The organism is Microbacterium sp. WCS2018Hpa-9, from assembly GCF_031843745.1.
Taxonomy (GTDB): domain Bacteria; phylum Actinomycetota; class Actinomycetes; order Actinomycetales; family Microbacteriaceae; genus Microbacterium.
The window spans coordinates 99061-113247 of sequence record NZ_JAVTIY010000004.1; the positions used below are offsets into that span (position 1 = coordinate 99061).

Sequence of the window (14187 nt, forward strand, 5' to 3'; positions counted from 1 at the left end):
TGTCTAGATGCTGGATCCGGCGGCGCGGGCGCGGAGGTGGATGCGCTTCCCGTCCTTGCTGAAGATCGACAGGAACTCGGTCGGTCCGGCCCCGGCGGCGCCCAACCAGTGCGGGATGCGCGTGTCGAAGTCGGCGGCTTCGCCGGGGCCGAGGACGACGTCCTGTTCTCCGAGCACGAGGCGCAGGCGCCCAGACAGCACGTACAGCCACTCCTGCCCGTCATGGACCTGCGGCTGGGGTGTCGCCACGACTCCTGCGGGATTCGCCGGAAGCGTCACCTTGTAGGTCTGGACCGGGCTCATCTCGGGTGAGAGGGACTCGTACCAGACCTCTCCGGCGCGCTTCGTCTTGCGTGCAACCCGCGGATCGGGAGCCGTTCGCGGCACCAGGTCGTCGAGTTCGAGGCGCAGGGCGCGGGCGATCGGGATCACCAGCTCGAGGTTCGGAGCGCGCTTTCCGGCCTCCAGGCGAGACAGCGTGCTCGAGGAGATGCCGGTCACACGCGACAGCTCGGCGAGAGTCATGCTGCGCTTCTCCCGCCACCCCTTCAGCCGGGGGCCGATGAGCGCGAGGGTGCCGTCGGGCATATCGTCTCCTTCTTGCCGTTTCAGCATCGATAGTTGCTGTTCCGCTCAGGCTACCGGACTCTGGGACCATGACAAGCGATACCAGGACCATCACAGGCTCCGACACCGAACACCGCACCTCGACCTTGCCTCCGTCGGGCGATCGGTGGGACGTCATCATCATCGGCGGAGGTGCCGCCGGCCTCAGCGCGGCACTGATCCTCGCGCGTGCGCGCCGTCGGGTGCTGGTGCTCGACGGAGGCCAGCCCCGCAACCGCTTCGCGCCGCACATGCATGGCGTGCTGAGTCGCGACGGCTACTCCCCGATCGATCTCGTGAACGACGGATACCACGAGGTGCGCGCCGCCGACGGAGTCATCCGGAACACGCGCGTCGTCGAGACACGCGCCGTCGACGACGGTTTCGACGTGGTCACCGATTCCGGGGCGGTCGAGAGCGCGCGTCGCCTCATCGTGGCGACGGGCGCCCGCGACGTGCTCCCCGATATCCCGGGTCTCGTCGAGCAGTGGGGGCGCGGGGTCGTCGCCTGCCCGTACTGCGACGGCTACGAGGCGACCGGCCGCGCGATCGGCGTCCTTCTCGGGTCGGCGGGCGGGGTGCACAAGGCGCACATGATCCTCCCCTACTCCCCGAACCTCACGGTGTTCACCGCTCTTGCCGGCCCTCTGTCCGCCGACGACCGTCGCCTGCTCGAGCATCGGGGCGTGCGACTCGAGGATCGAGCCGTCTCGCGGGTGGTCGTCGACGGCGACACTCTCACCGGACTCGCCCTGGAGGACGACACCGTCGTGCCGCTCGACGTGGTGTTCGCCGAACCCGCGCTCGTGCCCCTCGACGACCCCCTGCGTCAGCTGGGCGCCCAGCGCGTCGACTCGCCCATGGGGCAGTGGGCCGAGGTCGATGCCTTCGGGCGCACGAGCGTCGCGGGAGTGTGGGCCGTCGGCAACGCTGCCAACCCGGGGGCCCTGGTGCCGATCGCAATGGGATCCGGGGCCACCGCGGCGCTGACCGTCAACGGCGAGCTCATCGCCGAAGAGGTCGCAGCCGCATCCGCAGCACTGGCCGAGGAGCGGAAGGGATGAAGGGGATGCATCACGACCCCGCACGGACGGACGTCGATGCGTCCGAGTTCTGGGAGAACCGATACCGCACCGGCCGCGGTGAGGACGGTCGCATGTGGAGCGGCCGGGTCAACGCGACCGTCGAGGCACAGGTGGCCGGGCTGACGCCGGGCAGCGCACTCGAGCTCGGTTGCGGCGAGGGCGCCGACGCGCTCTGGCTCGCGGAACACGGGTGGAGGGTGACGGCCGTCGACCTCTCGGCCGCCGCTCTCGAGGTCGCTGCGCTGCACGCGACGCGAGCGGGACTCGCCGAGCGCGTGACCTGGCAGCAGGCCGACCTCACCACGTGGCGTCCGACCCAGGAGTACGACCTCGTGACGTCGGCGTTCCTGCACTCCCCGTTCGAGTTCCCCCGCGAGGCCATCCTGCGCCGGGCGGTCTCTGCGGTGGCACCCGGTGGCCGCTTGCTGGTGGTCGGCCATGCGGCATCCCCTCCGGGTTCAGGCCATGACCACGACGCGGATGCTCCGCCGCTGCCGACGCCCGACGAGGTCCTCTCGTCGCTCGAACTCGGCGATGACTGGGGCGTCGAGTCGAACACCACCGTCGAGCGTTCCGTCACCTGGAACGGTCACGACGTCACTCTGCTCGATGCGGTCGTGAGGGTGCGTCGCCCGATGCGCTGATGGTCGGCCCGATGCCGTCGAATGCCTGTAGTCTTTGTTTGTTATCAATCAATCACTAACAAAGGATTCTCAGATGAATACGGCTATCGACGACATCGCCGCCCGCCGGACATCCGCGCAGCGCGCCGTCACCGAGCACCTCCGGCTGACCGCTGCCGGACAGGTCGACGAATGGCTCGACCTCTTCACCGCCGACGGTGTGCTCGAGTTCCCCTTCGCCCCCGCCGGGGTGCCCGCTCGACTCCAGGGTCGCGAGGCTCTTGCCGCCCACATGGCTCACTTCCCCCAGAACTTCGACGTGGAGTTCGTGGGGCTCGAGATCCACGAGACCACCGACCCCGGCCGGGTGATCGCAGAGTTCCGATCGGTGGGGACCGCGGTTCCGACCGGCAAGCCCTACGAGCAGACATGCATCTCGGTCGTGTACGTCGACGACTCGGGGCGCATCACCCGCTACGTCGACTACTGGAACCCGCTGGTCGCGATCGAGGCGCTCACGCCAGACGCCGATGTCGCATCGGCGGATCTCGCAGGCAACTTCGGCGGCTGAGCTCCAGGGGCGGTGGGGCGCCATGCCCCGCCACCCCCGACCGTGGTTGACTGACTGGCATGCCTGCACCCGGATCCACCGCGAAGAGCGACGAGAGACGACGAGAGGTCCTCGACGCGGCCGTCGCATGCTTCTCCCGAAAGGGCTTCTACGGCACGACGACGCATGAGATCGCCGCACAGGCCGGGATCTCCCAGCCCTACGTCTACCGACTCTTCGGGAACAAGCAGGAGCTCTTCGCAGGCGCCGTCGACTTCGTGTCCGAAGTGATGGAGGCGACTCTCTCGGCCCACACCGCCGAGCTTGGGAGCGCAACGAGGACGACCGCGGATGCGCTCGATGCCGCCCGAGAGGCGTACCGAGCGCTGATCGAGGATCGAGACGTGATGATGTTCCTCATGCATGCGAACTGCGCCGCCGACGAACCGCTCGTGGGCGACGCCGTCCGCCGCTGCTACGCCAAGCAGGTCGACCTCGTCGGACAGCTGCTGAACTCCGACGCGGAGGCGATCCGGCAGTGGTTCGGGGCCGGGATGCTGCAGAACGTGGTCACAGCACTGGATCTCGCCCGTATCGATGAGCCCTGGGCTCGCACGATGTCGGGCACCTGACGGCCACTGTCCTCGGCGTTGGCCAGACCCTAGCGGGATCGGCTTCTCAGACCGCCCCGACGTCGACCGCGCCGCCGGTGGACGCGGGTTCGGCGTAGGCGACCTCGCGCCACACGTCACCGACGAGCTCGAACGAGGTGACGCTCGACAGCGCGCAGCGACGGGTGCGCGGGTCGTGCCGCAGCGGCAGACCCGCGACCCGCAGGTGCGTGATCCAGATCGGCGCCTGATGCGACACCATCACGAGGTCGCCGGTGTCGACCGATCGCCAGGCTTCGGCCATCATGCCCAGCATCCGCTCGGCGATCGACGCATACGGCTCGCCCCAGCTCGGCAGCGAAGGCTGGCGCAGGTGCCACCACTTGAACGGGTTCATGAGAGAGCGACGCATCTGCGTGCCCTCGAACACGTTCGTCGGCTCGATCAGCCGGATGTCGATCTCGGGCGTGAGGCCGAACCGCTCGGCGAACGGCTCCGCCGACTCCTGTGCGCGCTCGAGCGGAGAGGAGTAGAGCCCTGCGACCGGACGATCGAGGCCGGCGATGTGATCGGACGCGGCTCGTGCCATCTCCCGCCCCGCCTTGCTCAGGTGGTAGCCGGGGAGCCGCCCGTAGAGCACTCGCTTCGGGTTGTGCACCTCACCGTGCCGAACGAGGTGCAGACGGGACGCCACCATGTCACACCTGGCGGTAGCGGGAGTCGCCGAAGCCGAGGATCAGGTACCCGATGTAGGGGAAGACGAAGAGCAGGAAGAACGAGAAGACCCCACCCTTGCCGAATCGCTCGCCGAGCTTGAACGCGACGATGATCCCGAACACGAAGTTCACGATCGGGACGAGGTAGAGCAGCGCGAGCCAACCGGACATGCCGGCGATCTTCACGAGGAACACCAGGTTGACGATGGGGATGACCGCGAGGATGCCGGGGTGGCCCGCTTTCGTGAACACCTTCCAGAGGCCGACGGCGACCAGGATGTAGAACACGAGTGCGATGAGCCCGGTCGTCCCGGAGAAGATCGAAGCGTAGAGGTCGGAGATGCCGTTGGTGTCCATGAAGACCCTTTCTGTCGTGGCGATCCTACTGACCGATATGCCACCGGCGGAGGAGGCGACACCGCCCCCGTAGAATGGGCGGGTTCATCATTTCCCAGATCAGGAGGAATCCTCCGTGCTTCGCACCCACTCGGCAGGCTCACTGCGAGCCGAGCAAATCGGTCAGACCGTCACCCTCTCGGGTTGGGTCGATCGCCGTCGTGATCACGGAGGAGTCGCGTTCATCGATCTTCGGGACGCATCGGGCATCGCCCAGGTCGTCATCCGCGATGAAGAGGTCGCGCACCCGCTGCGCAACGAGTTCGTCCTGAAGGTCACGGGCGAGGTCTCGCGCCGCCCCGACGGGAACGCGAACCCGAACCTGCCGACCGGCGAGATCGAGCTCATCGCGACCGACGTCGAGGTGCTGAACGAGTCCGCTCCGCTGCCGTTCCAGGTGTCGACGGCGGTCGCCGACACCGAGACCGTCGGCGAGGAGGCTCGCCTCAAGTACCGCTACCTCGACCTTCGGCGCCCCGCCGCGGCATCCGCTCTGCGTCTGCGCTCGAACGTCTACAAGGCCGTCCGCGACGTGCTGCACGGCGAGGACTTCACCGAGGTCGAGACCCCGACCCTCACGCGCTCGACGCCCGAGGGCGCCCGCGACTTCGTCGTGCCCGCTCGCCTGCACCCCGGCAGCTGGTACGCCCTGCCGCAGTCTCCGCAGCTGTTCAAGCAGCTGCTCATGGTCGGCGGCGTCGAGAAGTACTACCAGATCGCCCGCTGCTACCGCGACGAGGACTTCCGCGCCGACCGTCAGCCGGAGTTCACGCAGCTCGACATCGAGATGAGCTTCGTCGACCAGGAAGACGTCATCACGCTGATGGAGTCGCTCATCCAGGCGATGTGGAAGACGATCGGCGTCGAGGTGCAGACCCCGCTGCCGCGCATGACCTACGCCGAGGCCATGTCGAAGTACGGCTCGGACAAGCCCGACCTGCGCTTCGGCCTCGAGCTTGTCGAGGCGACAGAGTACTTCGCGAACACCCCGTTCCGCGTCTTCCAGGCCGAGTACGTCGGTGCCGTCGTCATGCCCGGTGGCGCGAGCCAGCCGCGCAAGCAGCTCGACGCGTGGCAGGACTGGGCCAAGCAGCGCGGCGCCCGCGGTCTCGCATACGTCCTCTTCAACGAAGACGGCTCGCTCGGCGGCCCTGCTGCCAAGAACCTCTCCGAGGCCGAGCAGGCCGGCCTCGCCGAGTTCGTCGGCGCCTCCGCCGGTGACTGCGTGTTCTTCGCCGCCGGATCGACCAAGGAGAGCCGCGCTTTGCTCGGCGCCGCCCGCGTCGAGATCGGCCGCCGTCTCGGCTACCTCAACCCCGACGAGTTCGCGTTCACGTGGGTCGTCGACGCCCCGATGTTCGAGCCAGCAGCGGATGCCGTCGCATCGGGTGACGTCGCCGTCGGCGCCGGAGCCTGGACCGCCGTGCATCACGCATTCACGGGGCCCAAGCCGGAGTTCCAGGACACGTTCGACACCGACCCGGGTTCGGCTCTCGCGTATGCGTACGACATCGTGTGCAACGGCTCGGAGCTCGGCGGCGGATCCATCCGCATCCACCGCGAAGACGTGCAGAAGCGCGTGTTCGAGGTCATGGGCATCAGCGACGAGGTCGCGCAGGAGCAGTTCGGCTTCCTGCTCGACGCGTTCAAGTTCGGTGCACCGCCTCACGGAGGAATCGCGCTCGGCATGGACCGCGTGCTGCAGCACCTGACCAAGACCGAGTCGATCCGCGACGTCATCGCGTTCCCGAAGTCGGGCAACGGGTTCGACCCGCTGACCGCGGCTCCGGCGCCGATCACGCCCGAACAGCGCGCCGAGGCCGGCGTCGACTTCGAGCCCGAGGACGACGAGGCCTGACCTCACGCACGAAGAGGCCCTCTCCCGCTCAGGCGGGAGAGGGCCTCTTGGTCTGCTCAGTGCAGCGAGGCAAGAGCCGGCGCGATGTTCTCGTTCCACACGTCGACACCGAGCTTCGCGATCAGCGCGACCACGACGACGAGGAACACGACGCGGATGAACGTCGTGCCGCGTGAGATCGCCATGCGCGAGCCGAGATAGCTGCCGGCGACATTCGCCACGGCAAGGATCCCGCCGAGCAGCCACAGCACGGCCCCGTGAGGAATGAAGAGCAGCAGCGCGCCGGTGTTCGTGGCGAGGTTCACGATCTTCGCCTTGGCGCTCGCCTGCAGGAAGTCGTATCCCAGCAGCGCGACGAGCGATATCACCAGGAACGTCCCTGTCCCCGGCCCGATCAGCCCGTCGTAGAAACCGATCACGAGCCCGGCGAGCCCCGCCATGATGTGGTGCTTGTGGCCACGGAAACGCAGACGGGTGGCCGCGCCCATCTGCGGGCGGAACGCCGTGAACAGAGCGACAACGAGCAGGGCGACAACGATGATCGGCTTGAAGGCCGCGGCCGGCAGCACCGTGGCGACGGCGGCTCCGCCGAACGACCCGACGAGCGCGATCGCCGCCATCGGCAGAGCCGTGCGGATGTCGGGTTTCGCTCGGCGGTAGAAGGTGACGCTGCTCGTGGCCGTGCCGAACACCGAGGCGAGCTTGTTGGTGGCGAGCGCCTGGATAGGCGAGATACCGGGGATCAGCAGCAGGGCCGGCAGCTGGAGCAGCCCTCCGCCGCCCACGACGGCGTCGATCCAGCCGGCGGCGAAGGCCGCGATGACGATGAGGATCAGCGTGCCCCAGGTGAGCTGCTCGAGTCCGAGCACACTGCCGATGTCCATCGCTCCAGGATGTCAGACCACACAGCGTCGCGAACGCCACCGCAGCCCGAACCGCCACGACCCGGACATCTCTCGTTCACCAGGCTCGCTGCGATCGGCAACCCGTGGCTCATAGTGTCCTCTCGCAACCCGAATCCGGCTCACAGCGCCGGGCACCGAGAGGACCCTGATGACCAACTTCCACCGCCGCGCGCGCATCGGCGCCGGCATCGCCCTGTTCACCACCGCTGCGCTCGGCCTGACCGCCTGCGCGACGGGCGCCGAGACCCCCGCGGCCGGCAGCGACGACGTCGACGCCGCAGCCGCCACCTCGGTCGAGGACTTCGGATCGTTCGCCGACCTCGAAGAGGCCGCGAAGGCCGAGGGTCAGCTCAACGTCATCGCGCTTCCGCGTGACTGGGCCAACTACGGCGAGATCCTCGACCTCTTCGCCGAGAAGTACCCCGAGATCACGATCAACGAGGCATCGCCCGACGTCTCGAGCGCCGAGGAGATCCAGGCTGCGAAGACCAACGAGGGCCTCGACACCGCCCCCGACGTGTTCGACCTCGGCCTCACCGTCGCGCTGCAGAACACGGACGTGTTCGCCCCGTACCAGGTGCAGACCTGGGACGAGATCCCCGACGAGCTCAAGGAGCCGACCGGTCTCTTCGTCGGCGACTACGGCGGATACATGTCGATCGGCTACGACTCGTCGAAGTTCGACGCCCCCGAGTCGCTCGACGACCTGAAGGACGCCGCCTACAAGGGTGCCGTCGCCATCAACGGCGACCCGACGCAGGCCGGTGCGGCGTTCGCCGCTGTGGGCCTCGCCACGGTGCAGTCCGACGGCACACTCGACGACTTCCAGCCCGGAATCGACTTCTTCTCCGAGCTGCAGAAGGCCGGCAACCTGCTCAAGGTCGACGTCACCACGGCGACCGTCGCGAGCGGCGAGACCCCTGTCGTCTTCGACTGGGACTACCTGAACGCCTCGCACACCGCTGACAACGAGAACTGGGAGGTCGTCGTCCTCGACGGCACCGGTTACGCCGGCTACTACAACCAGGCGATCAACAAGGATGCCCCGAACCCGGCAGCCGCACGCCTGTGGCAGGAGTTCCTCTACAGCGACGAGGTGCAGAACCTGTGGCTCAAGGGCGGCGCGCGCCCGGCTCGCATGGAGGCCATGACCGAGGCCGGCACGATCGACGCCGACCTGGCAGCGGCTCTTCCCGAGGTCCCGAGCGAGACGGTCGTCCCGACCGAGGAGCAGTCGACGAACGCCGGCACGCTGCTCGGCGAGAAGTGGGCAGCGGCGGTCCAGTGACCACTGCCACCGCGACGGGGGCGGATGCCACGGCATCCGCCCCCGTCCCCCTCACTCCGGCCGGCGCCGGGCCCGTCATCTCGGGGCCCCGGCGCTCGGCGTCATCTGCGGCCTGGCTCGGTCTCGTGCCGTTCGCCGCATACGTGCTGCTCTTCCTCGCAGTGCCGACGGTCCTCGCGATCGGCTCGGGCTTCTTCACGGAGGACGGCTCGTTCACCTGGTCGAACGTCTCGGCTCTCGGCGACCCCGTCGTGCTCACGACGTTCGCGAACTCCGCCGGGCTGTCGCTGCTGACCGCCGTCGTCGGCGCGATCGTCGGAGCCCTCGTCTGCTATGCCCTCCTCGGCATGAACCCGGATGGAGCGGTGCGGTCGACCGTGGATGCCGCTGCCGGCGTGCTGGCCCAGTTCGGTGGTGTGATGCTCGCGTTCGCCTTCATCGCGACGATCGGCATCCAGGGCGTACTCAAGCTGTTCCTCCAGGACACCTTCGGCATCGACATCTTCGCGAACGGCACCTGGCTCTACGAGCTCCCCGGCCTGATCCTGCCGTACATCTACTTCCAGATCCCCCTCATGGTGATCACCTTCATGCCCGCCCTCGCCGCGCTCAAGCCGCAGTGGGCAGAGGCGAATCTCACGCTCGGCGGCACGCGCTCCAGCTTCTGGCTGCGTATCGGCATCCCGGTGCTGGCCCCCTCTTTTCTCGCGAGCCTTCTGCTGCTGTTCGCGAACGCCTTCTCGTCGTACGCCACGGCCGCGGCGCTCGCCAGCCAGGGCGCGCAGATCGTTCCGCTGCAGATCAGGGCGGCGCTCACCAGCGAGACCGTGCTCGGCCGCGAGAACCTGGCCGGCGCGCTCGCGCTCGGCATGATCGTGATCGTCGGAGTCGTCATGGCCCTGTACTCGATCATCCAGCGACGAGCCGCGAGGTGGCAGTCATGAACCGTCTCGGCCCTTCTCTCGCGACCCGCTGGATCATCGGCATCGTCGTCGGCGCCTTCTTCGCCATCCCGCTGGTCTCGACCTTCCTCTACACGCTGCGCCAGACCGACGGGACCCTCGGCCTCGAGCGGTGGTTCGCACTGTTCGACCCCGCGAAGTCCGCGGCCATCAAGCCGATCTGGATGGGTCTCGGCAACTCGCTGATCCTGGCCGTCGTGACGGTCGCGATCGTGCTCCTCCTGCTGGCGCCGACGATGATCCTGGTCAACCTGCGCTTCGCGAAGCTCAAGCCGGTGTTCGAGTTCGCGGTACTGCTGCCGATCTCGATCCCCGCGATCGTGCTGGTCGTCGGGCTCGCGCCGATCTACCTGCAGATCGGACGCGCTCTCGGCACGGGCACCTGGACCCTGGCCTTCGCCTATGGCATCACCGTGCTGCCCTTCGCCTACCGCTCGATCCAGGCGTCGATCGACGCCGCCGATCTGCGCACGCTCGCCGAGGCCGCCCGCTCGCTCGGGGCGAGCTGGCCGACCGTCGTTCTCAAGGTGCTCGCACCGAACCTGCGCCAGGGGCTGCTCGCGGCGTCGCTCATCTCGATCGCCGTCGTGCTCGGCGAGTTCACGATTGCCTCGCTCCTCAACCGCCAGGTGTTCCAGACGGCCATGGTCGTCGTCCAGAAGCAGGACCCGTACGCACCGGCCATCTTCACCCTGCTGGCGCTGCTGTTCGTCTTCCTCCTGCTCCTCCTCATCGGCCGCGTCGCGCGCGGCAACGGAAAGGCCCGCTCATGACCCTCCCCCAGACCGCCGACAACATGCTGCTCGCCGAGGCCGGCGAGGGCACCCGTGTGCAGCTGCAGGGCATCGTGAAGAGCTACTCGGGCAACACCGTGCTGCACGGCGTCGACCTCGACATAGCCCCCGGCGAGTTCGTCTCGCTGCTCGGCCCCTCGGGCTGCGGCAAGACCACTCTGCTGCGGGTGCTCGCCGGGCTCGAGGGCCTCGACAGCGGTGCGGTGCTCCTCGACGGCGGAGACGTCTCGCGGGTGCCGACCAACAAGCGCGATATCGGCATGGTCTTCCAGTCCTATTCGCTGTTCCCGCATCTGCGCGTCGCGGAGAACACCGCTTTCGGGTTGCGCCGCCGCGGACTCGGTAAGGCAGAGGCCGCGAAGCGGGCTCTCGATGCCCTCGCCCTGGTGCGGCTCGCCGACTTCGCCGACCGTTTTCCGCATCAGCTCTCCGGTGGCCAGCAGCAGCGCGTGGCGCTCGCCCGCGCATTGGTGACCGAGCCGAAGGTGCTGCTGCTCGACGAGCCGCTGTCCGCCCTCGACGCGAAGGTGCGCGTGCAGCTGCGTGACGAGATCCGTCGCATCCAGCTGCGGCTCGGCATCACCACCGTCTTCGTGACGCACGACCAGGAGGAGGCACTGGCCGTCTCCGACCGGATCGCCGTGATGAACGCAGGGACCATCGAGCAGATCGGCACTCCCGAGCAGCTCTACACGACGCCCTCGACAGCGGGTGTCGCCGCCTTCGTCGGTCTCTCGAGTGTCGTCTCGGGCGTCGCCGAGGGCGACCACGTGGTGGTGTGGGGGCAGAAGCTGCCGCTGCAGGCACCCGCTGACGGACCGGTCGACGTCTACCTGCGACCGGAGAACGTGCACTTCGCCTCCGAGGCGGATGCTGCGACCGATGCGCTCGTGCAGGAGAGCACGTTCCTGGGCAGCATGCGCCGCACGCTCGTGCGCACCGAGTCGGGCGAGCTCGTGCGCCTGCAGCATGCTCCCGGCATCCATCCGGCGTTCGGAGATCGTGTGCGGATCGCTGTCGCGCCCGAGCCCGTGGCCGTGCATCCGCGCGGCTGAATCGCGCTCTATCCCTGGGCCAGTACTCCGGGATACCGTGATGCTCGAGGGGCATACTTCCCTCGATTCGGCAGAGAAAGGACGCCTCATGGCAGGCACGTTCGAGCTGTATGAAGACAGGGCTGGAGAGCACCGGTTTCGCCTGAAAGCCGGCAACGGCCAGGTGATCGCCACCAGCGAGGGTTACTCATCGAAGTCCGCGGCCCGGAACGGGATCGAGTCAGTGAAGACCAACGCCCCGGATGCGGAGATCGTCGAGATCTGACGGCTTCGCAGAGAGGCCCCCTCCCGCTGACTCAGCGGGAGGGGGCCTCTGCACGACGGGGATCCTGGGCTCAGAGCACTCGCGCCAGGAAGTCCTGCGTGCGAGGATGCTGCGGGTTGGCGAGCACCTCGCGCGGGTCGCCCTCTTCGACGATGTGTCCGCCGTCCATGAAGATCAGTCGCGACCCGACCTCGCGGGCGAAGCCCATCTCGTGCGTGACGACGAGCATCGTCATTCCCTCGTCGGCGAGTGAGCGCATCACCTGCAGCACCTCACCGACCAGTTCGGGATCGAGCGCCGAGGTCGGCTCGTCGAACAGCATCATGTCGGGGTTCATGCACAGCGCACGCGCGATCGCGACGCGCTGCTGCTGACCGCCTGACAGGTGCCCGGGATAGGCGTCCGCCTTCTCGGAGAGCCCGACACGGCCGAGCATCTCCTTCGCGACCCTCTCAGCCTCAGCCTTGGACCGCTTCTTCACGCGCTGCTGCGCGATCATGAGGTTGCCCATCACATCGAGGTGCGGGAACAGGTTGAAGCTCTGGAACACCATGCCGATGCGCGTGCGCACGCGGTCGATGTCGACGTCGGGATCGGTGATGTCGATGCCCTCGATGAGCACCTTGCCACCGGTCGGTTCCTCGAGCAGGTTCACCGAACGCAGGAGCGTCGACTTTCCCGACCCTGAGGGACCGATGATGCAGACGACCTCGCCCTTGGTGACGGTGAGGTCGATGCCCTTGAGCACCTCGTTGTCGCCGAACGACTTCACGAGCCCCTGCAGATCGATCGCAGGTGCGTGGACATCAATCAGGTCGGTGATCATCGCTGCCTCGACATCCTTCGTTCCAGGTACGCGCTGAAGCGCGTGAGGGGGATCGTCACGATCAGGTAGAGGGCCGCCGCCATGATCAGCGGCGTTCCGTTCGCGTTCTGCGTGCTCGCATCACGCGCGAAGTTCGTGAGCTCCTTCGACCAGATGAAGGATCCTGCCACGAAGAGCAGCGAGGTGTCCTTCAGCAGGAGCACGAACTCGTTGGTCAGCGGCGGGATGATGATGCGGAAGCCCTGCGGCACCACGATCCAGAAGGTCGTCTTCATGGGCGACATGCCGAGCGAGCGCGCGGCCTCGGTCTGCCCCTTCGGAACCGCCTGGATGCCCGCGCGGATGGTCTCGGCCATGTAGGCCGACGCCACCAGGATCAGACCGATCAGACCGAGCACCACCGGTCCGCCGAGCTTCGTTCCCGGCACGCCGAGTCCGATCGGCAGGATGAACGCGATGGCGAAGATCGTGAGGATCGCGGGAAGCCCGCGGAACAGCTCGATCCACGCCGTCGCGATCCATCGGAAGGGTCCGATGCTCGACAGCTTCAGCAGCGCCAGCACGATGCCGAGCAGCAGGCCGCCGGCGAACGCGACGGCGGTGAACCACAGCGTGTTGACGAGCGCCGTCGTGATGATGCCCGGAAGCATCTTCGCCGCGACCTCGGGGTTGAAGTACAGCTGCGAGATGCGCGCCCAGTCGGTGCTGACGATCAGCCAGACGACGATCGCGATCAGCACCGCATAGACGGTGTACCGGTAGAGCTTGCTCTTCGTGGTGCGCCTCAACGCCATTGTCAAGGTCTCCCTGTCCTACGTCGCTCGCCGATTACTTCGCGGTGAAGTAGGTGTCGTAGATCGTCTGGTAGTCGCCGCTGTCGCGCAGGTCCTGCAGCGCACCGTCGATAGCCTCGCGCAGCGCATCCTTCTCGCCCTTCGCGTAGGCGAAGCCGTAGGACTCACCGGTCTCGTACTCCTCGACGATCTTGTAGGCGCTGTCGGCCTTCTCGTGCTCGAGGTTCACCGGCTGGTCCTGGAGGATCGCGTCGATCTGACCGGCCTGCATGGCGGGCCACAGCTCGCCGTCAGACGGGTACTGCACGAGCTGGGCGCCCTCGGCGTTCTCCGTCGCGTAGGCCTCGCCCGTGGTGCCCTGCTGCACACCGACGTTCTTGCCAGAGAGATCCTTGATCGACTCGATGCCCGAGTCGGTGCGCACCAGCAGCGACTGCAGCGACTCGTAGTACGGCTCGGAGAAGTCGATGTTCGCCTCGCGCTCCTCGGTGATGGTCATCGCCGAGGCGCCGATGTCGCACTGCCCGGCGGCGAGCGTGGTGCCGGACTGCAGCGCGTCGAATCCGACGTCCTGCACCGAGAGCTTGAGGTCGAGCTCCTTCGCGATCGCATCGAGCAGGTCGATGTCGAAGCCGGTGTACCCGGTGCCGTTGTCGCCGCCCTCGAACTCGAACGGAGCGTAGGGGATGTCGGAGCAGACCGTCAGCGTGCCCGCCTCGATGAGGTCGTACTCGTCGCCAGCCGCGGGCTCACCCGATCCGGCGTCTCCACTGCCCGTTGCACAGCCGGCGAGGGCGAGAGTGGCGGTCGCGGCGAGCGCGATCCCGGCGATGATGTTGCGACGGCGCATGTC

At 67.7% G+C, this 14187-nt stretch carries 17 protein-coding genes; 10 read left to right on the forward strand and 7 right to left on the reverse strand.

The genetic code is table 11. From position 1 onward, the window contains the following. Positions 1-3: 3 nt before the first annotated feature. Entirely contained in the window at positions 4-588 is a 585-nt protein-coding gene (locus tag RQG82_RS09810; RefSeq protein ID WP_311258903.1) for an XRE family transcriptional regulator, read from the reverse strand. A 68-nt stretch (positions 589-656) separates the two neighbouring features. Between RQG82_RS09810 and RQG82_RS09815 the strand changes: the two genes are divergently transcribed. The 4 genes from RQG82_RS09815 to RQG82_RS09830 all read left to right on the forward strand — a co-directional run bounded on the left by RQG82_RS09815 (position 657) and on the right by RQG82_RS09830 (position 3496). After that, a complete protein-coding gene (locus RQG82_RS09815; protein ID WP_311258904.1) occupies positions 657-1670 on the forward strand; it encodes an NAD(P)/FAD-dependent oxidoreductase in 1014 nt (337 codons plus the stop codon). Further along, complete coding sequence (locus RQG82_RS09820) at positions 1667-2335, forward strand: class I SAM-dependent methyltransferase (protein ID WP_311258905.1); 669 nt, start codon at positions 1667-1669, stop codon at positions 2333-2335. The genes RQG82_RS09815 and RQG82_RS09820 overlap by 4 nt, the downstream gene beginning before the upstream one ends. 73 nt (positions 2336-2408) lie before the next feature. Further along, on the forward strand, positions 2409-2885 hold the full coding sequence (locus tag RQG82_RS09825) for a nuclear transport factor 2 family protein (RefSeq protein ID WP_311258906.1): 477 nt from the start codon (positions 2409-2411) through the stop codon (positions 2883-2885). 59 nt (positions 2886-2944) lie between these two features. Beyond that, on the forward strand, positions 2945-3496 hold the full coding sequence (locus tag RQG82_RS09830; protein ID WP_311258907.1) for a TetR/AcrR family transcriptional regulator: 552 nt from the start codon (positions 2945-2947) through the stop codon (positions 3494-3496). Between the two features lie 46 nt (positions 3497-3542). Here the strand turns inward: RQG82_RS09830 and RQG82_RS09835 are convergent, their stop codons facing one another. Together RQG82_RS09835 and RQG82_RS09840 are read right to left on the reverse strand one after the other, a co-directional pair. Further along, positions 3543-4172, reverse strand: coding sequence for a histidine phosphatase family protein (locus tag RQG82_RS09835; RefSeq protein ID WP_311258908.1), 630 nt, complete (start codon positions 4170-4172; stop codon positions 3543-3545). 1 nt (position 4173) lies between these two features. Then, complete coding sequence (locus tag RQG82_RS09840) at positions 4174-4548, reverse strand: DUF5684 domain-containing protein (RefSeq protein WP_311258909.1); 375 nt, start codon at positions 4546-4548, stop codon at positions 4174-4176. A gap of 115 nt (positions 4549-4663) precedes the next feature. On the opposite strand from RQG82_RS09840, the gene aspS reads away from it, so the two are divergent. Beyond that, positions 4664-6445, forward strand: coding sequence for an aspartate--tRNA ligase (aspS, locus tag RQG82_RS09845; RefSeq protein WP_311258910.1), 1782 nt, complete (start codon positions 4664-4666; stop codon positions 6443-6445). 56 nt (positions 6446-6501) lie between these two features. Here the strand turns inward: aspS and RQG82_RS09850 are convergent, their stop codons facing one another. Further along, on the reverse strand, positions 6502-7329 hold the full coding sequence (locus tag RQG82_RS09850; protein WP_311258911.1) for a TSUP family transporter: 828 nt from the start codon (positions 7327-7329) through the stop codon (positions 6502-6504). Between the two features lie 169 nt (positions 7330-7498). Here RQG82_RS09850 and RQG82_RS09855 point away from each other — a divergent pair, with 169 nt between their 5' ends. The 5 genes from RQG82_RS09855 (at position 7499) to RQG82_RS09875 (ending at position 11714) form a co-directional block, all read left to right on the forward strand. Then, positions 7499-8638 carry an extracellular solute-binding protein gene (locus RQG82_RS09855; protein WP_311258912.1) on the forward strand — a complete coding sequence of 380 codons (1140 nt, stop codon included), beginning with the start codon at positions 7499-7501 and terminating at the stop codon, positions 8636-8638. Continuing rightward, entirely contained in the window at positions 8635-9582 is a 948-nt protein-coding gene (locus tag RQG82_RS09860; RefSeq protein WP_396653591.1) for an ABC transporter permease, read from the forward strand. The genes RQG82_RS09855 and RQG82_RS09860 overlap by 4 nt, the downstream gene beginning before the upstream one ends. After that, a complete protein-coding gene (locus tag RQG82_RS09865) occupies positions 9579-10373 on the forward strand; it encodes an ABC transporter permease subunit (RefSeq protein WP_311258914.1) in 795 nt (264 codons plus the stop codon). Before RQG82_RS09860 ends, RQG82_RS09865 begins: the two co-directional genes overlap by 4 nt. Continuing rightward, entirely contained in the window at positions 10370-11449 is a 1080-nt protein-coding gene (locus RQG82_RS09870; protein ID WP_311258915.1) for an ABC transporter ATP-binding protein, read from the forward strand. Before RQG82_RS09865 ends, RQG82_RS09870 begins: the two co-directional genes overlap by 4 nt. Before the next feature lie 88 nt (positions 11450-11537). Continuing rightward, positions 11538-11714, forward strand: coding sequence for a YegP family protein (locus RQG82_RS09875; RefSeq protein WP_311258916.1), 177 nt, complete (start codon positions 11538-11540; stop codon positions 11712-11714). Between the two features lie 70 nt (positions 11715-11784). On the opposite strand, the gene RQG82_RS09880 is transcribed toward RQG82_RS09875, so the two are convergent. The 3 genes from RQG82_RS09880 to RQG82_RS09890 are packed head-to-tail and all read right to left on the reverse strand — an operon-like array spanning position 11785 to position 14184. Beyond that, complete coding sequence (locus RQG82_RS09880) at positions 11785-12540, reverse strand: amino acid ABC transporter ATP-binding protein (RefSeq protein ID WP_311258917.1); 756 nt, start codon at positions 12538-12540, stop codon at positions 11785-11787. Further along, on the reverse strand, positions 12537-13334 hold the full coding sequence (locus RQG82_RS09885) for an amino acid ABC transporter permease (RefSeq protein ID WP_311258918.1): 798 nt from the start codon (positions 13332-13334) through the stop codon (positions 12537-12539). Before RQG82_RS09885 ends, RQG82_RS09880 begins: the two co-directional genes overlap by 4 nt. A 34-nt stretch (positions 13335-13368) precedes the next feature. Further along, on the reverse strand, positions 13369-14184 hold the full coding sequence (locus RQG82_RS09890) for a transporter substrate-binding domain-containing protein (protein WP_311258919.1): 816 nt from the start codon (positions 14182-14184) through the stop codon (positions 13369-13371). Between the last annotated feature and the right edge of the window lie 3 nt (positions 14185-14187).